The organism is Thiohalocapsa halophila (genome assembly GCF_016583825.1).
Lineage (GTDB): Bacteria > Pseudomonadota > Gammaproteobacteria > Chromatiales > Chromatiaceae > Thiohalocapsa > Thiohalocapsa halophila.
This window is the reverse complement of record NZ_NRRV01000008.1, coordinates 24494-41867: the sequence shown is the minus strand read 5'-3', so window position 1 is coordinate 41867 and position 17374 is coordinate 24494. Positions and strand designations below refer to the sequence as shown.

The window sequence follows — 17374 nt, the reverse complement described above, 5'->3', positions numbered from 1 at the left end:
TGCCTCAGCCCGACCTACAGCGAAGACTTGCCCAAGCTCCGGAGTTCGGGAGCCAGGGCCTTGCTGCTGGTGCCCTTCGTGGTGAAATCCGCTTTCTGGAGCAACGGCACCGACTGACGCCGCGCTTGCTCGCCAGGACTCACCCCGGACGCTGCCAGAGCCGGCGGCAGTCGTTGCTGGGTCAGGTGGCAGCGTTACCCCCGGCCGGCGCCTCCCAGGCGAAGGCCGGCAGCGACTCGAAGGCACGACGCTGCCCTGTTTCCCAGCTCTCCGTCAGTGCCACCAGATCGGGATCACGCTCATCCAGCCGCAACCGCTGGCTCGGGCCCATCCAATCCTTCGGACAGAGCACGACCTCATAGGGCGGAGCAACAGTCAGATTGGCCCGGGCCGTGCTCTCTAGTGAGACTAGACACAGCCGTGCGCCGTCTTCCAGAGACAGGCTGCGGCGGGCGAAGCGGTCCAAGGAGGACTTGCCGAACTTGCTTTCACCGATCTGCAAATAGGGTGTCTCCGGTGTCGCGGCGATGGCATTGCCCTGGGGATAGATCAGAAGCAGCGCGGGGGGCTCGTGGCCGATGCGCCCGCCGAGAATGAAGGTCGCCTCCGGCGCCGCACCCACCTCGCGCAGCGCCGGCCCGTGCAGGAGCTGGACTTCCCGGCTCACACGACCGACATAGCGCGCTGCCTCGAACAAGTAGTGAACCGTGGCCAGGGTCTCCGCCGGCGCGCCGCCGGCATCGAAGCCCGTGGTGCGATCGAGATCACGGCGGATGCGGTCCACCACCTCGCGGGTCGTGGCAAGATTGCCGGCCGCCAGCAGCACGAAATACCGATCCGGCCCCGGCTGAAAGAGATGCAGCTTGCTATAGGACGAGATGTGGTCCACACCCGCGTTGGTGCGCGAGTCGCTGGCCATCACAAGCCCATCGTCCAGCAGCAGGCCGACACAATAGGTCATATGGAGCCCCCTTTTGCTGACAGGAAACGAAGCTCGAAGCGGACGCGGCATCGCCCGGGCGGCACTCATGACCGCCATTGCTGCCATCCGCAGCCACTGATAGCCTAGTGGATTATGCGATCATAGGATGTTCGCAGGGTTTCAATCCTAAATCCAATCAAGGGACACTCCGAAGTATTCGGCGTTTCCCAGGCGCACAGCCATGGCTACCGAGCCCCAGAGATTAGGGAAGTATTGCCTGCTGCCTGCCTGCACGTGCCTCGGCGCAGGTCGGGCCGACGCAAGGAGGCCCGACAATCGCGCTGCTGTGAATACCCGGCGGGCGCTCAGACGAGGCCGTTCGGGCATCGCCGCACCGCGGCACATTTGACCGGGAGTACCATCACTGTGGAGATACAAGACGGCCTGCTTCGGGTCGAGTCTTTCCTTGCCGTCACCATCGGTATCCTGGTGCTTTTTGTCGGCAAACGCCTCAATGAGCGCGTGCGCCTGCTGCGGGAGCTGAGCATTCCCGAGCCTGTCACCGGCGGGCTGCTGTTTTCCGTGCTGTTTGCGCTGCTCTATGCCGCATCCGGCACCGTGGTGGAGTTCGAGCTGCGCGCCCGCGACGTGCTGCTGGTCTATTTCTTCACCACCATCGGCATCAATGCACGAGCGGGGGATCTGCTCGCCGGCGGCCGGCCGTTCATCATTTTGCTGGTGCTCACCATCGGCTTCATGTTCGCGCAGAACCTGACCGGCATCTCGGTGGCGGCGCTGTTCGACCTGCCGGCGGCCGTGGGCATGCTGGGCGGCACCGTGTCGCTCATCGGCGGGCACGGTACGACCATTGCCTGGGCACCCACCATCGGTGAGGAATACGGCATCGCCAATGCCATGGAGATCGGCATCGCCAGCGCAACCTTCGGCCTGATCCTGGCGAGCCTGATGGGCGGCCCCATCGCGCGATTCCTGATCACTCGGCACCGCCTCGGGCCGACCCGGGCTGCCGCGCAGGACGAGATCCAGGAAATCGGCCTGAGCCACCAACAGGAGGCCACCGGCATCGACCACATGGACTTCCTCGCGGCGGTCCTGGCCATCCATGTCGCCATCATCTTCGGTTACGGGCTGAACCAAGGCCTGGCAGGGCTCGGGCTCAAGCTGCCCTTGTTCGTCACCTGCCTGTTCGCCGGTATCCTGCTCACCAACCTGGTGCCGGGCAAGCTCTACGGAGCCCTCAGGATCACCTGGCCGAGCCGCACCCCCGCCATCGCCCTCATCGCCGATATTGCACTCGGGAGCTTTCTCGCCATGTCGCTGATGAGCATGCAGCTTTGGACCCTCGTCGACCTGGCCGCACCCATCTTCAGCATTCTTGCCGCCCAGTTCGCGCTGGCGGTGCTGGTGACCATCTTCGTGCTCTATCCGCTGCTCGGGCGCAGTTACGACGCCGCCGTGGTGGCCGCGGGCTTCGGCGGCGTCACCCTGGGCTCGACACCGACGGCCATGGCCAACATGGCCGCGGTGACCCAGCGCTATGGTGCCTCGCACCGAGCCTTCATCATCGTACCCCTGGTGTCGGCGTTCTTCATCGACATCGCCAATGCGCTGATCATCCCGTTCTTTCTGCACAACTTCGGCTGACTGGGTGGACTGCGCTGCGCTTGTCCACCCTACGCACTGGTTCGGTGGACTACGCTGCGCTTGTCCACCCTACGCGCCCCACGTCCCATCAACGAGGAGACCCATGATGACCAAGCACACCACCGCTGCAGCCCTGTTCCTGTCCCTGAGCCTGGCCCTGCCCGCCGCCGTTCAAGCACAGCCGGACTTGAGAAGCCAGCCCATCAAGGCCGTCGCCGTCCAGAGCACCCTCGAAGGCGAGGTCATGGTAGTCAACACCGACACCCGCCTCATGACCATCCGCCTGCCCGACGGCAGCTTCGAGGTCTTGCGCATTCCGCCGGAGGTCTCGCGGCTAGACCGCGTGCGCATCGGCAATCAGGTGCGGCTCACCGAGACCACCACCGCGGTCCTGGAGGTTCAGCGGGGCCGCGACGCCGGCGCCATGGGCAGAATCGCCTTCGGTGGCGTCGAGCGCGCTCCAGGCGGCAACCGACCGGCCGGCACCATGCGCAATACCATCCGCCTGTACGGTCAGATCACCGGCATCGATCAGTCCGCCGGCACGGTCCAAGTGCGGGGCGCCGATGAGACCCGCACCTTCGAGATCGCCGACAAGAGCCTGCTCGGCCAGCTCAAGGTCGGCGACGGCGTGGTGGTGACCATCCGCGACACCATCACCGGTGAGATCACCGTCCGCTAAGGGAAGCCTGCCGAGAGGCCGCACCAACGTCGACCCCGCCAGGCCAAGCGCGCCCGGCAGGGTCGGATGCAGCCGCAAGCCTGGAAACCGCCTCCGTTTCCAGACCGGGGGCTCGTCCGGTTAATGGTCGGGCTAGGCCAATCGATCGGCATCTGCCTAGAGGGCACCTCGAAAAATTCGAGGTGCCCGTGCGGGGCAGGATGCCCCGCCATTTCTCAAGCGCCTAAGCGCTTGAGAAATGGAGCGAAGCGGAAACCGCGTTTTCGCTTCGCGTCTCGAAAAATGCCATGGAAGGCATTTTTCGAGGTCCCCTAGAGCTGCGCGACAAGCCGATGAATCGGCATGTCGAACCGGCCCAGCCCATCGCTGCCGGCATCGGCCGAGAGGACTCTCGCGACCTCCGCCAACGCCCGTGCTCGCGCGTGCGCAGACAGCACGAAGGACGCGTAGAAAAAGCCCGTGGCCTCTTCCGCGAGTGTCTGCGGCGCACCATCGAGACTGACCATTCCGGGCTCGATGCGAACCTCGGCGTCGCGAAAGGTTTGGCGAATCAGTGCGGCGAGTGACTCCGGGGCGCGCACCCTGGCGTCACCGAGATCCGCGTTGGCGTAACTAGGATACTCATGCTGCGCCGCCGAGTAGATCACGTCGTGCACTGCGGCATAGCTGGGGGAGCTCGCGATGTCACCGTCGATGATCGCGGCCAGGGTGCCCTGCGGACGCAATATCCGCCGGATCTCGGCGAGCACCGGCTCGATCGGGTCCATTAGGGTCAGGGCCCAATGACAGAGCACCAGGTCGACGCCGGCGTCCGGGATGCACTCCATGCTCTGGGCGAGGGCCTGGTGCAATCTGCAGCCGGGGTCCGGGATGCGGCGGCGCGCCAACGCGAGCTCGTCGGCGCTCATGTCGATGCCGATCAGCTCGATGGCATCTCCGTGGCGTTGCAGACAGATCTCGGCAAGGACACCGCTGCCGCAGGCAAGATCCAGGATGGTCCGATGCCGGGCTGGGTCGATGACCTCGGCGAGCCACTCGTAGCTGTTGCGCCCGGCGGCGTCGCGACAGCCTCGGGCGACGCCCTCGGTGAAGCCTGCGTGTCGCTGGTGCACAGCCAACAGGTGCTCACGCACCTCCGCTGCGTCCGGCTGCTCGCCGCGTCGCAGGCGTTGCGCCCAGCGGCTGTCGATGTGGATCGGTTCATGCATGGCAGTCAGCTGGGCCTTGGTGGTGGTTGGGATGAGAAGCTTGGTCTTGGCTCGGGGCTGCCCGCGCCTCCAGCAGGCGCGGCAGCAGCGGTAGGGTGGCAACAGCGCAGAGCAGGGCGCAGCCGGCCAGCCAGAGCAGCAGCTGCCGCGGCTCGGTCCCCTGGTCCAGCAGCCAGCCCAGGGCGCCGGGCGCCAACGCAGTGGCAAAGACCATGTAGGCCGCGACAAGCCCGCGAATGGCGCCCAGGTGGCGGGTGCCATAGACCTCCGCCCAAAGGGCGCCGAACAGCACCGTCGCGCTGCCGGCGGTGGCGCCGATCAGGGCCATGAAGCCCGCGGCGACCGTGAGCGCGGTGCCGTCGGGCCCGCCGCCGACATCACCCCCGGCGAGCGCCAAGCCCAGTGCCAGCGGCAGCAAGAAGACGGGCAGCAGTCGGATCGCGCCGACGCGGTCGATGAGCCAGCCGCAGGCAAGTGCCGCCCCGGTGGAGGCGAGCGCGTATACCGGATAGCAGGCCGCCAGCTCCGTCAGTGTCCAGCCCTTGGCCTGCGCGAGGTGCACCTGATGGAACAGCACGCCGGTGACGATAAAGGGCGTCGCGGCCAGTGTCGGCAGCAGCGCATAGAAGCGACCGTCGCGCAGGACCTGCAATCGGCTCCAGCCGGCGGCTTGCGGACCCGCGGCGGTGCCCGCGACCGCACGCTGACCCTGCGACGTCCGGCGCATGACTTGCTCCAGCCGCAGGACGAGCGGGATCATGAGCAGCATCACCAACGCCGTGCCGAGCCAGATGGCACGCCAGCCGAAGGCTGCGAGCGCAAGGGCAACGAGTAGGGGCAGCAGGGCCTCGCCGATGGGATAGCCCAGCATCGCGATGCCGAGGGCGCGACCGCGACCGGCGGCGAAGCGCCGCGCCAGCATGGTGACGGCGATGTGGCCCAGCATCCCTTGGCCGAGAAAGCGCAGCCCGACTAGGGCAAGTACCAACAGCCAGATCGAATCGGCGCGGGCCATCCCAAGCGCTGCCACTGCCAGCAGCAGCATCACCGCCGTCGCCAGCGGGGCCGGCTCGTACCGGTCCGCGGCCTTGCCCAGCCACAGCAACAGCGCGGCGCTAGCCGCGGTGGCGAGGGTATACAGACCGCCGAAGCCGGCGTGGCTCAGGCCCAGATCCTCCCGCACAGCGCCCGCGAACAGGCCGATGAAGTAGGTCTGACCGACACTGGAGCCGAAGGTCAATAGTAGGCCGAGCGCCAGCGTCGGACCCGCCTCTCGCAGCGGCACGTCGCCTCCTTGGAACCTTGGTGGTTGTGGAGCACGCGCGCGCTATAGCGCGCGGACTGGGGGTAGCGGTGGATCAGTGACGTCAGGTCTCGCAGAAGATCAGCAGCACGTGCTGGGCGAAGCGCCACTCGCCCCCTTGCCGGCAGGTCTCCAGATAGGCGCCGGTGAGTGGATGGGCAAGCATCTGCGGCAGATCCAGGGTGTCATCGAAGAGGCAGCGCTGGAGGTAGCCCTGGACCTGCGCCGCCTGTGCTTCGGGGGCGCCATTGGTGTAGTGGATCTCGTGCACCCGCGGTCTCGCCCCGAGGCGCTCCAGCGCCGCCACGATCTGCTCGGCGCTGACATAGGGGGTGCCGCCGCCGTCGTGAAAGGCGTCCAGGTAGGCGCGATAGAAGCGCAGGTAATGGGAGTCGCTCGCGGCATGGGCAATGCAAGCCGTGTCGCCGACGGCATCCAGCAGGCGTTGCAGCCCGGCCTCCAGCTGCTCGGTTGGCAGTGCATAAAGCGCATGCGTGGCCCAGGCGACGTCAAAGTGATGGCGTGGACACTCGAGCGCCTGCAGCGTGGTCTCGTATTCGGCCCCGGCCACAAAGGGCGGAGACAGTGTGCTTCGGGCCTCGGCGATGGAGAAGGCGGATGGATCCAGCAGTGCATAATCGATGGGAGCGACGCTGCTCGGCGATACGCCGGCGTAGCCTTGCAGCGCAGACGGGAACTTGCCCGAGCCGCAGGCGACATCGAGCAGCCGCAGCGGTCTCTGGCCGGCACGGGCTTGGCGGGCCCGGAGCCAATCGACCCAGTCCAGGGCCTCGGCCAGATGGCGGTAGTCCACCGACGCCAGGGCATAGAAGTCCTCCATCTCCCGGCGCCCGGTCTCGCTCCAGTGCGCGCAGCTGCGCTCGAAGGTGTCGGTCATGGCTTTGCCTGCTCGCCTGAAGTGGGTTGAAAAATCTCGGTTCAAAATGGGCCGCAGGATTAGAGCGGCAGCGGTTTAGGAGCCTGGACGTAGACGAGCCGCGCTCGCTCGCTACGCGACAAGGCGCTCGGCAGTGCAGGTGCCGTACCGGCAGCGTCAGACCGGTTGGCGCGAAGGGGTTGACGCGACGGGGTTGACGCGACGGGCTTGACGCGACGGGCTTGACGCGACGGGCTTATGTCTGCGGCGGCCAGCAGACCGGATTCAGGGGACTGGCGGCGACGTCACCGGGCGCCACACCCGGAATGAACTTCTCCCAGTCGCCCGAGACCATGGTCGGGCGGTCCAGCACCCGCGCGCCGTCCGCGAAGAAGGTGTTCGCCAGCACCACGCGACTCTGACCGGTGCGGTTGGCACCGGCGGAGTGAAAGCAGAGATTGTGATGGAAACTGACCTCCCCGGCATCGAAAGCGCCGTCGTCCACGGCGACGGCATTGCGGCGGAAGACGTCCGCGACGCCGCGGTCATAGCTTGTATCGAATTTGTTGAAGGCCACGCCCTCGACGAGCTTGTAGACATCGATGGGCCACGCGAAGCGCAGTGGCCCCATAGCCCGCGGGATCGGCTGCGCCGGAATCCAGGCGGTCACCACATCGTTTGTGGCAAGCGGAAAATGGTGGGCGTCGTAGTGCCAGGGTGTGCGTCCGCAACCGGGCTCTTTAGACATCAGGTTGTCGTGATAGAGCCGGACCCCGCGGACGCCGAGCAGATCTGCGCAGATCTTGGCGATGCGCGGGCTCAGCACGTAGGCGCGCAGCAGCGGGTGCTCGCGCCAGGCCATCTCGGCGCTGAGAAAGCGCCCCTGGGTACCGCCGTCGAGGCGCGTGTCGAAAGCATCGCCCAAGAGCCCAACGATTTCCCGCCGAAGCAGCCGTGTCGCGCTCGGGGACAGCACCCCCGGCAGCTTGATATAACCGTTGGTGCGGAAGGCATCGATCTGCTCAGCCGTCAGGACGTAAGGGACCGACAGCTCGACGCGCACGGCCGCCTCGTCGACGCCCAGGTCCACATCGGTTATGCCATCGAGCCCGTCAGCCGGAGGCCCCTGAGGCTCCTGTGCCTGCTGCTCGGCTGCAGGCTCGTCGCTGTTGTCGGCGAGGGTCATGTACCAATCCCACCAGGCCTGGTTGTCCTGCTCCCAGGCTTGGTCCACGTCATCCCGGCGCGCATTCTCGCCCACCAGCACCGACTGGCCGCCAGGGTTCTGATGCTTGGGATTGTCGATGGGCGACTGGCTCATAGGGAGGCACGAAAGCTGGTTGGTATCCGCAGTGTCGGCGAAGCCGCTCGCGGCTTCGCTGGTGTCAGCCCACCATCTTACCGGCTTCGGGCGAGCCAACAAGGTCACCGCAAGACTTGTAGGCGTCTCACTGGCAGGCGTCTCACTGGGAATCGGCTCGGAATAACCGGCCCGTGGGTGGTGGACCGCCGGACGGACGAACGGTTCCGCGCCCGGCTCGACGCCCGCGCATGCCAGCACCGACCGCGGCCGGGCTCCCGCAAGCCCCGCCAACCTCACCCCGGCTTCAGCCCGATTTCAGCCCTCGGGGCACAACCGCACGCTCGGCCCGCTCGAAGCCCCATTGCACCCCCAGCGCAAACAACGCCGCCGGCACGGCGCCTTCGAGAATCAGCGCCGTGTCGTCCAGCCGGATGCCGGTGAGGATGGGCTGGCCATAGCCGCCGGCGCCGATCAGCGCACCCAGGGTCGCGGCGCCCACGTTGATCACAGCGGCGGTCTTGATGCCGGCCAGGATCATCGGCAGGGCCAACGGCAGCTCGATGCGCCAGAGCCGGGCCCGGGGCGGCAGCCCAATGGCCTCGGCGGCCTCTTTGAGCGCCGGCGCGATGCCGGTGATACCCGCATGGGTATTGCGCACAATGGGCAGCAGGCTATAGAGAAAGAGCGCCACCAGCGCCGAGCCGGTGCCGATGCCGAACACCGGGATCATGAACACCAGCAAGGCAAGAGCGGGAATGGTCTGTGCGATGCCCACCGCCGCGAGCACCGCCTGCCCGAGGCGCCGCCGGTGGGCGGCAAGGATGCCCAGCGGCACAGCGACGAGCACCGCCGCCGACAGCGACACGCCCACCAGCAGGGCATGCACCGCGGTGTTCTTCGCCAGTCGCGCCGGCAGACCCTCGGCATCCGTCGCGATGACGATGCCGCGGGCCTGGGCCAACAGGTCCGCCGCCGCCTCCTGCTCCGAGGCCCCGTCCAGCTGCACGGCGGCGTTGAGGGCGGTCATGCGCTCGCCGTCGATGAGCCCGATGCTGCGGCGCATGGCCTTCAGGGCGCGGGGCGCACGCTGCGCGAGATCCGCCCGCGCCAGCAGCAGGGCGTCGTAGCTAGGAAAAAAGCCCTGGTCATCGGCCAGAATCGCGAGGTCGTAGTAAGCGATCTCGGCGTCGGTGGTATAGAGCGCCGTGACATCGGCGCTGCCCGCGGCCAGGGCCCGGTAGGCCAGTGCGTGCTCGACCCCCCGCACGTTCTGCTGCGGCAGCGCATAGGCGGCCTTCAGGGCCGGCCAGCCGTCCTTGCGCTCCATGGACTCGTTGGGGAAGCGCAGCCGCAGGTCCGGATATCGCCGAAGATCGGAAATGCGCTTGATGCCGAGCTCAGCCGCCCGCGGCTTGGTCATCCCGAGCGCATAGTTGTTTTGGAAGCCGATCGCACCGCCGAGCAGGATGCCGTCGCGCCGCAGGCGCTCGCCGAGCAGACGCCGCCGCTCGGCGGGGTCTTGGACCCGGTCCAGGCCCGCATCACGGAGCAGCTCGTGGATCAGGGTGCCCGAGTACTCCACATAGGCATCGATCTCGCCGCTGACCAGCGCGTTGTAGACGATGCGCGTGCCGCCGAGCGCCTGGCGATGCCGCGCGGGCAGCCCCGCATCCGCCACCAGGCCCGCCAGCACCTCACCCAGGATCACGGACTCGGTGAACTTCTTACTCCCGATCAGGACTTCCCGATCGCTGCCCGAGCAGCCTGCAAGCGCCAGAGCGGCGAGCACGAGGAGCAGGCCGACGCGCCATGGACTCGCCAGAGTCCGCCGCCACGCCTGTGCGAGCGGCTGGCGCAGTTCAGAACATGCCCGCCGAGACCCCTTCGGCGTCGGAGGATCGGCGGTCACGGATGGTGTCGCGGCACTCATGGGTCGCCGTCCGCCGCGGGCGAGGCTCCGGCGAGGTGCTCCAAGGGGCTGCGCTGGGCTTGGACGAAACGCTCTACGAAGGGCTCCGCCGGGCGCTGCACCATATCCGCCAGCAGGCCCGTTTGCACCGCCCGCCCGGCGCGCATCAGCACGATGCGATCGGCAAGAAAAGCGGCCTCGGGGAGGTCGTGGGTCACGAGTACGACGGTGCGCTTCAAGGCGGCGAAGATCTGCTTGAGCTCGTCCTGCAGCTCGCTGCGCACCATGGGGTCCAGCGCGCCCAGCGGCTCATCCAGAAGCAGAATCTCCGGGTCCAGCATCAGCGCGCGCATCAGGGCCACGCGCTGATTCTGACCCCCGGACAGCTCGCCCGGATAACGGTCCAACACGTCCGCCGGCAAGTGCGTCAGCGTCACCAGCTCGTCCAGGCGCGCCGAGATGCGCTCCCGCGGCCAACCAAGGTGCGCGGCCATCAGCGTCGCGTTGTCGCGGGCCGTCAAATGGGGGAACAGACCCCCCTGCTGGATGACATAGCCCATGCGCAGCCGGGCGTCGGGGAGCCGTGCCGGCGTCAGCGGCGCGCCATCGAGCAGGACCTCGCCGGCATCGGCGCCGACCAGACCGATCAGCACCCGCAGCAGCGTCGATTTGCCGCAGCCCGAGGGCCCGATCAAGGCCGTCGTGGCCGCAGGCTCGATGCGCAGCGACAGGCCATCCAGCGCCCGCTGCTCGCCATAGGCTTTGGTGATTTGACGCAGCTCGAACAAGTAGTGGACTGCCCTCAGCCACAGGCGCCGCTGCAGCGCACCATCACACGCGCGCAGCTCAAGGTCTCGATCACGTCAGGCGAGCGTCCCACGACACCCTCGCCGCTGTGGATGACAGTGGCATTGTTGCACTGTCGGCGTGACGGCAGAAACTCGGCGTCCGTTTGCCAGTCGACGTCGCCGCAGTCGGCATCACCGCTGCCGAAGCGCACACCCACGGCATAGGTCGCGCAGCGCAGGCGCGGATGCATGATCTCAGCGCGGACGCGCCAAGCGCCGTCAGCGCTCAGCGCACCCCGGGCGAAACCGTCTTGGAAGACGCGCTCGCCGTCGGCGGCCGCCGGCCGCAGCGGCCGATCGATTTGACGAAGGATGCGCGGCTCGCCCGACTGAGCCGCGCCGGCCTCGGTCTCCTGCTGCGCGCAGCCCGAAAGAGAGAGCACCAAGGCGGCGGCCAGGCCCGCCAGCGCGGCGCGCCGGCTTCCCAAGCCGCCAGGACGGAATGACTCGATCATGCTTGCTCCTGTCACGGTTGTCGGCACGCCCTTCCCGGCGCGGGAATGACCTGGGGTTTCGACCCTGCTCTCGGCGGTTAGCGCACATCCTGAGGTAGCGGCTGCCGTCGCGCCGAGGACGGCGCTCCCACAGACGGATCCAGAGGGCGGATCAGGATGCGCCCGCAACGGTCAGGCGCTGCCTTGCGCCCGATGCTTGGCCGCGATGAAGGCGCTGTGAGGGACGTAGAGCAGCTCGGAGATCTTGCGCACCAGATGCTCCTCATACCGGTGCAGCTCCTGATCGGCCAGGGCCACGGCCCAAAGCTGCTCGATGATGGCTTCCTTCTCCCGCGGCGTGAAGTCGGCGTTGATCAGCTGCGTGAACTGGAAGTAATCGGTCGCGTCGTCCCGCTCGGCCTCGGCGAGGCGAATCAGCTCCGCGGTTTCCGCGTCGGTCAGATCGAACTGCTGGCGGATGGCGGCCTCCACCCGGTCGCATTGCTCGGGGCGGATCTCGCCGTCCACCCGGGTCATCTCCAGCAACAGCGCGCCCACGGCGAGCTGCAGCCGATGCTCCGTGTCGGCCGCGGTGTCCGCGCGGCTCGGTGCGAGGTTCTCGCGAAAGAAGTTTTTGATCTGGTTCAGCATGGAATGGTGCTCCGCGTTGGGCGCCGGATTCAATCGTCCGCGTTGCCGGTGGGCGCATTGGCCTGATCGATCCAGTCCAGCACGCGCCGCTCTTGGTAGTCGTAGAAGGGATTGTGCCGCAGGCGCAGCAGCCATTGGGCCGGTATCTTCAGCACGCCGCGCTCGCCGCGGATGGCCAGCTGCCCCAGGAACACCTGTCCCGGCTCCTGCGGTGGGTAGCGCCCGTAGAGCGGATCATCCGGCGGGAAGGGCAGATCCACATGCGACAGCGAGATGGTATCGTCCGGCCAGGTGCCCGATAGGTTGTCACTGCGCACCACCTCCGCCGTACCTGGTGCCTTGTAGCGGGCGATAACGCGCCGGTCCGCGGCGGATTCGTTACCCACCATGGTGATGGCGAAGGGCAGGCTCGCATCGGCCATCAGCTGCTTGGTCAGCGCGGCGGTGTCGGTGACGATCAGCGGCGAGGTCACGGCCTCGCGGTTGATGTCATAGAGCAGCAGCTCGTGGCGGCCCGATGCCAGATGCCCGAGCAGATTGTCGACGGCGGCCCGCGGCGATACCGTGGCGTCCACGACGCTCAACAGCACCAAGGTCGCGGGAAAGTCCTCGATGGGGCCCTCGGCAGCGAGCCGGCGGACCCGCCGCGTCGTCGCCCGAGTCATGCGATGGACCTGAAGGCTCGCATTGGCGCTGAAGGCATTGTAATTGAAGGGGTCGAACTCCGGCACCAGGGTCGTCCACGCGAGCTGCTCCAGCCCCGGCAGATGCGACATCAGGGCAAACCACCGGGTGAGCGTGGCCGCCGGCGTGATACCGATGGCGGGTGAGACCAGCACCAGGCTCGCGGGGACGGGCAGCTCGGCAGCCGCACCGGAATCCGCACCGGAATCCGCACCGGAATCGGCCCCGGAAGCCGCCCCGGAATCTCCCATGGCATCCAGCGAATAGTCGAGCGCCAGCGCGGCACCGGTGGAATAGCCGATGATGTGGATGGGCTTGCCGTCCAGGGAGTCGGCGAGATGGCGCGCACCGAGCTGCGTCGCCGCCGCCATGTCCTCCCAGGTCACGTCCAGGAGTCCGGCCGGTGCCGTGCCATGGCCGGGCATGCGCAGCCCGAGGACCCGATAGCCCTGCGCGTGCAGCGCCTGACCGAGCGCGCGCAGACTGTAGGGCCCGTCGGACATGCCGTGCAGCAACAGCACGCCGCCCCGCGGGCGCTCGGGGATCAGCTCGAAGGTGCGGTTCCAGTTGGGCTCGCGCCGGCGCGGGTCGGAGGCGCTGCCCGGACTGAAGCGATTCAGCCGCTGCGCCGGGCCGGTGGGGACCTGGGCATAGACCTCGGCATCCAGCTCCGCGAAGACCCGGTCCTCCAGCGCGCGGTAGGCGTCCAGGGTCGCGATCTCCTCGGCCTTCGCCGCCGTGAATTCCTGCTCGAGCGCCACCTGATGCCACAGCTGCAGTGGCGGCTGCGCGCGCGCCCAGAGCACATAGACGAGCACAGCGGCCACCAAGGCACCGAAGAGCGCGATGCCGAGGTTGCCCAGCAGGCGTCCGAGGAAGCGCACCAGCGGCATCATCGGCCACACCTGGATTGGTGCCGCCGACCGGGTGCGTCTGCGCTCAACACGGCCGTCTGCCCCGCGCCGGACTCGCCGGTGCGTATGGGAATAAAGCCAAGCCAAGTACCTGCGTCATGGGGAATTTTGGGGATCGGGGCGGTGCGTGCTGAATTTCAGTCGACGGCGCGGCAGCGCCACCGCGGGGAGTCCGGCAGCTTAACGGCGGCCCGGAGCAGCGACAACACTCGGCGCGATCGAGCATCGCAGCATGGACGCCGGCATTCAGGCGGCTACAATCCCCGTTGCGGTCCAGCCGGCCGCAGCCGCACCAACCAAAGCACCGAGCATCCATGTCCACAGCCGCCGGCACAGCCCCGCCGATCACCCTGCCTCACCGCGGCCGCATCCATGGCGCAAGCCGCGCTTGGGCGGTGCTGCGGGCATCGCGGTAACAGCACCATGGTCGACGCATCTGCGCCGGCCGGCAGCGCCCGGGCACTGCTCGGAACACTGCCGGCGGAGCTGGCCTGGGCGGCCAATGCGGCGGCGCTGCTGCTGCTGCTCGGCTATCACCTTTATCTGCGGCGCCTGCTCGCCAGACACCCGGAGGCGACTTACCGCGGTCGCTCCGACCGGCTCCGGCGCGCCTGGATCGAGACCGTGCGGGCCGCGCACAACGACATTCTGGCGGTCCAGACCCTGCGCAACTGGGTCATGTCGGCGACCCTGTTCGCGTCCACCGCCATTCTGATCGGTCTGGGCGTGATCAGCGTCGCCCTGGAGGGGCTGGATCTCGGCGCCCTGTCGCAGGCGCTGAGCCTCGCGCCGACGCGCGCGCCGCTGGTGCGCGTCAAGCTGCTCTTCATCGCAGCGCTGTTTTTCATTGCCTTTCTGCACTTCGCCCTGTCGCTGCGCTATTACAACCACACGGGCTTTCTGATCAACCTGCCGGACAGCCATTTCTCCGCGGACGATGCGGGCTTGATCGCCGAGACCCTGAACCGCGCCGGCGGCCATTACAACCGGGGCACACGCAGCTTCCTGCTCGCCGTGCCGCTCGTGCTCTGGCTCATCGGGCCCGACTGGTTCCTGCTGGGCACCATCGCGATCCTGTTCTTCCTCTACCGCTTCGACATCCACGCCGATCGCCGCCCCCGGCCCCACCGCAGGGACTGAGCCGACGCCCCGGCAGCGTGACGCCGCCGTTCCCCGGTGATCCGGCGTCGTCGATACAGCCGACGGGCGAGCACGGCCGCCCCCGAGGCCCGTCAATCCAGCCACCCGAGCACATCCCGGGCGATGGACCAACGCGGCGGGCGGGTCGCATCGATCTCGCCGAGCATCCAGTAGCGGTACAGGCCATCGACGATGCGGGCGCTGCGGGCGTTGTTGAGCCAGGCGTCGATGAAGGCCAACAGCTGCGGGTCGCCCGGGGCGACGGCATAACCGAAGGGCGCCAGCAGCACGGGTGAAGGTGTGACCTGCGTGTAGCGCGGGAAGCGAATGCTCCAGGCGGCGCCCTCCTCCGCAGACATCATCAGCGCGTCGAATGGGGGTGGTGCCACGGACAGCAACGCATTCAGCTCGCTCTGGTCCTCGAAGGTAATAGTGCTCGCCTTCGGGAGCACCTGCGAGAGAAAGCGCAGCTGCGCGCGCTCGTTCGACACCGCGATACGCAGCTCGCCCAGCTCGCGGATGCCGGCCCAGGTGCGGAAGCTGCGCCGGCGCCAGTCCTCCACCACCATCCCGACGGCGCCATTCAGCACCGGTTGTGTCAACGTGAACGACAGGGTCGTCTCCGGGGCGATGGGCAGCAGCGACATGAAGATGTCGCAGGCGCCGTCATCCAGGCGCTCGCGCGCGTCGGCAATCGAGCTCACCGGCAGAAACTCGATGCGGGCGTACAGCTGGCGCGCGAAGCGATGCGCCATGTCGATGTCGAAGCCCACCAGATCGCCGGCATTGTTGAAGAAGGCCGACGGATAATCGCTGCCGCGATAGCACACCCGCGCCACACCGCTGTCCTGGATGCGAGCAAGCGCAGTGCCGCCGCGCCGCGGCGTGAGCGTGTCGGGCCACTCCCGGTGCACCTGGTGGGGCTGCGGCTCGCCCTTGAGCACCAAACCAGTCAGCACCTTGTCCTTGGTGAAGGGAGCGACGAACACGTAGGTGTAGAAGGCCCGCACGCCGATCAGCACCGCCGCCAGCAGTATCAGGGTAATGGCCGCGAAGCCGAGCACGCGACGCGGCTCAACCCGCAGACGTCCCTGCATGGCGAAGGCGCCGATCAGCGCCAGCGCGATGATGTGCATACCGGCTGCCAAGGTGCCGAAGCGCGCCGTGACCACGTCCATGGTCACGAACACCTGAAAGAGATCCGCTGGCATGCGCAGCAGGTCGAGCAGGAAGGGCAACGCCAACACGGTGCCGCCGAAGAGGCTGGCGAGGCCGACACCGGCGATGATCGGATAGTCCGCGACATCCACAGCGGCACCGATGAACCAGCCCGCGAACAGCACGAACAGCAGGGCCAGGATCAGACCCATGTTCGGGAACGGGAAAGCGGCCGGTACCAGGATGTCGATGGCTGACTTGGCCTCGGGATCCGGGTCCTGGGCTTGCGCCTTTGCGAGCAACCGCTTGCCATCGGCGGCCAGCACCGGCAGCACGATGAGCAGGCTGGCGGTGGCGAAGGCCGTCACCAGCGGCCCACGGAAGGCGCTCAGCACATCGCCGTAGCGCAGCGGCGTCAACAGCGCCACCAGCCCCGGCAACACCCACAGGCTCAGCAGCAGCGCAAGCGCCGAGTGCAGCACCAGGTAGACCTGCAGCCGCGCAAGCTCCTCCACGTCGATGGTGCCGGCCGCGGCGCCGGTGATGGCGAAGACGCCATAGGGCGCCAGCCGCCCGATGAAGCCGGTGACCCGCATCAGCGCCTCGCCGATGGTGGATAGCCCGTCGAGCAGCCGGTCCTTGCCCGGCACTTGGATGAGTGCGACGCCCAGCAGGATGCTGAACACCACCACCGCCGGCACGATGGCGTTGGACAATGCGTAGAAGACGTTGGAGGGGATGTACAGCCGCAGAAAATCGACGGGCGGCTGGTCCTCGATCTGACTGGTGCTGAAGAACGAGGCCGACGGCCAATCCGGAAAGGCCAGCGGCGCCAGAAAGACGAAGGTCAGCCCGATGACCCAAAGCAGCAGCAGGACGCTGCCCGCCTTCAGTGCCAGATTCCTGGCGTCGCGCAGATTGAGCCGCCCGAGGGAGGTGATCAGGGCAATCACCACATAGGGGATCACCGTAATCTGCAGGGCAGCGATGAAGATGTCGCCGCCGATACGCAAAAAGGCGACGCGCTCGCCGAAAAAGAGGCCGGTCAGCAGGCCGAGCCCTAGCCCGATGAAGACCTGTGTCGCGACGGACATACGCCGACGCGAGCTCGGTGATTGACTGCTCATGGTCTTCCAGGAAAGGTGACAAGGGATGACAGGCTTGCTGCGGCAAGGGGAGGCCGCCGTGTTGGCAGGAATCGCGCGGGCCGACATGCCGCCACTGCCTTAACCGCCCCCGCGCGGCGCCGATACTTACCTAGTCGCCGTTGCTTGGCAAGCCCCGAGGCCGCGGGGGAAGCTGGCCAGACCCGTCAGGACGGACGACGGGCGTCATCGCCGGGAGGCCATCTCCGACCTCTGTCCTTTTCAACGCTTTAGCGCCTCGATGATTACCGGACATCGCGCCCGCCGCGAACGCGTCGGCTCATTGATACCGACCGGCATGTCGCGACGGACCGGCGGTGAAGCCGCCCCAGAAGCTCATTATTCTGGTGTATCCGCTAAGAACCGACCCGGGCCACAATGGCCGTGGGCGAGCATACTCGGGAGTCCCGCGGGCAAATTGCCAGATACGCCGGGCTCGCGTACCCTCCCGCTCGCTCGCGGTCATCAAGGGTTTCATCCTGGGCACTACCTTTCGGAGCGCGGATGCCGCGGACACAATCCTTATCTGTT

Annotated in this window: 14 protein-coding genes; 3 read left to right on the top strand and 11 right to left on the bottom strand. The window is 67.5% G+C overall.

What is annotated here, in order from left to right:
* Window positions 1-181: 181 nt before the first annotated feature.
* Window positions 182-961 carry a proteasome-type protease gene (locus CKO31_RS04955; RefSeq protein WP_200234580.1) on the bottom strand — a complete coding sequence of 260 codons (780 nt, stop codon included), beginning with the start codon at window positions 959-961 and terminating at the stop codon, window positions 182-184.
* Window positions 962-1348: 387 nt separating this feature from the next.
* On the opposite strand from CKO31_RS04955, the gene gltS reads away from it, so the two are divergent.
* Both gltS and CKO31_RS04945 read left to right on the top strand, forming a co-directional pair.
* Window positions 1349-2587 (top strand): sodium/glutamate symporter, encoded by a 1239-nt coding sequence (gene gltS / locus CKO31_RS04950; protein WP_200234578.1) that lies wholly within the window; start codon window positions 1349-1351, stop codon window positions 2585-2587.
* A gap of 103 nt (window positions 2588-2690) precedes the next feature.
* On the top strand, window positions 2691-3269 hold the full coding sequence (locus CKO31_RS04945) for a hypothetical protein (protein ID WP_200234576.1): 579 nt from the start codon (window positions 2691-2693) through the stop codon (window positions 3267-3269).
* Window positions 3270-3580: 311 nt separating this feature from the next.
* Here the strand turns inward: CKO31_RS04945 and CKO31_RS04940 are convergent, their stop codons facing one another.
* The 9 genes from CKO31_RS04940 to CKO31_RS04900 form a co-directional block, all read right to left on the bottom strand.
* Window positions 3581-4477, bottom strand: a complete 897-nt coding sequence (locus CKO31_RS04940) for a class I SAM-dependent methyltransferase (RefSeq protein ID WP_200234574.1) — start codon at window positions 4475-4477, stop codon at window positions 3581-3583.
* Window positions 4470-5762 carry an MFS transporter gene (locus CKO31_RS04935; protein WP_200234572.1) on the bottom strand — a complete coding sequence of 431 codons (1293 nt, stop codon included), beginning with the start codon at window positions 5760-5762 and terminating at the stop codon, window positions 4470-4472. Before CKO31_RS04935 ends, CKO31_RS04940 begins: the two co-directional genes overlap by 8 nt.
* Before the next feature lie 82 nt (window positions 5763-5844).
* A complete protein-coding gene (locus CKO31_RS04930; protein WP_200234570.1) occupies window positions 5845-6678 on the bottom strand; it encodes a methyltransferase domain-containing protein in 834 nt (277 codons plus the stop codon).
* A gap of 235 nt (window positions 6679-6913) precedes the next feature.
* The gene (locus CKO31_RS04925) at window positions 6914-7978 is read right to left on the bottom strand and encodes a phytanoyl-CoA dioxygenase family protein (RefSeq protein ID WP_200234568.1); all 1065 of its coding nucleotides are present in this window, start codon (window positions 7976-7978) and stop codon (window positions 6914-6916) included.
* Between the two features lie 286 nt (window positions 7979-8264).
* A complete protein-coding gene (locus tag CKO31_RS04920) occupies window positions 8265-9749 on the bottom strand; it encodes a glycine betaine ABC transporter substrate-binding protein (RefSeq protein WP_322789093.1) in 1485 nt (494 codons plus the stop codon).
* A gap of 137 nt (window positions 9750-9886) precedes the next feature.
* Entirely contained in the window at window positions 9887-10657 is a 771-nt protein-coding gene (locus CKO31_RS04915) for an ATP-binding cassette domain-containing protein (protein ID WP_200234564.1), read from the bottom strand.
* Window positions 10658-10671: 14 nt separating this feature from the next.
* Window positions 10672-11172 (bottom strand): hypothetical protein, encoded by a 501-nt coding sequence (locus CKO31_RS04910; RefSeq protein ID WP_200234562.1) that lies wholly within the window; start codon window positions 11170-11172, stop codon window positions 10672-10674.
* A gap of 171 nt (window positions 11173-11343) precedes the next feature.
* Window positions 11344-11802 (bottom strand): tellurite resistance TerB family protein, encoded by a 459-nt coding sequence (locus CKO31_RS04905; protein WP_200234560.1) that lies wholly within the window; start codon window positions 11800-11802, stop codon window positions 11344-11346.
* 29 nt (window positions 11803-11831) lie between these two features.
* Complete coding sequence (locus tag CKO31_RS04900; RefSeq protein ID WP_200234558.1) at window positions 11832-13382, bottom strand: alpha/beta hydrolase; 1551 nt, start codon at window positions 13380-13382, stop codon at window positions 11832-11834.
* Between the two features lie 441 nt (window positions 13383-13823).
* Between CKO31_RS04900 and CKO31_RS04895 the strand changes: the two genes are divergently transcribed.
* Entirely contained in the window at window positions 13824-14540 is a 717-nt protein-coding gene (locus tag CKO31_RS04895) for a DUF599 domain-containing protein (RefSeq protein WP_200234556.1), read from the top strand.
* A gap of 92 nt (window positions 14541-14632) precedes the next feature.
* On the opposite strand, the gene CKO31_RS04890 is transcribed toward CKO31_RS04895, so the two are convergent.
* Window positions 14633-16792, bottom strand: coding sequence for a cation:dicarboxylate symporter family transporter (locus CKO31_RS04890; RefSeq protein ID WP_200234554.1), 2160 nt, complete (start codon window positions 16790-16792; stop codon window positions 14633-14635).
* Window positions 16793-17374 lie beyond the last annotated feature (582 nt).

Coding starts and splice junctions, on each gene's coding strand:
- CKO31_RS04940 (WP_200234574.1), bottom strand. CDS start 4,477: ATGCATGAACCGATCCACATCGACAGCCGCTGGGCGCAACGCCTGCGA.
- CKO31_RS04900 (WP_200234558.1), bottom strand. CDS start 13,382: ATGATGCCGCTGGTGCGCTTCCTCGGACGCCTGCTGGGCAACCTCGGC.
- CKO31_RS04895 (WP_200234556.1), top strand. CDS start 13,824: ATGGTCGACGCATCTGCGCCGGCCGGCAGCGCCCGGGCACTGCTCGGA.
- CKO31_RS04945 (WP_200234576.1), top strand. CDS start 2,691: ATGATGACCAAGCACACCACCGCTGCAGCCCTGTTCCTGTCCCTGAGC.
- CKO31_RS04890 (WP_200234554.1), bottom strand. CDS start 16,792: ATGTCCGTCGCGACACAGGTCTTCATCGGGCTAGGGCTCGGCCTGCTG.
- CKO31_RS04910 (WP_200234562.1), bottom strand. CDS start 11,172: ATGATCGAGTCATTCCGTCCTGGCGGCTTGGGAAGCCGGCGCGCCGCG.
- CKO31_RS04955 (WP_200234580.1), bottom strand. CDS start 961: ATGACCTATTGTGTCGGCCTGCTGCTGGACGATGGGCTTGTGATGGCC.
- CKO31_RS04930 (WP_200234570.1), bottom strand. CDS start 6,678: ATGACCGACACCTTCGAGCGCAGCTGCGCGCACTGGAGCGAGACCGGG.
- CKO31_RS04905 (WP_200234560.1), bottom strand. CDS start 11,802: ATGCTGAACCAGATCAAAAACTTCTTTCGCGAGAACCTCGCACCGAGC.
- CKO31_RS04925 (WP_200234568.1), bottom strand. CDS start 7,978: ATGAGCCAGTCGCCCATCGACAATCCCAAGCATCAGAACCCTGGCGGC.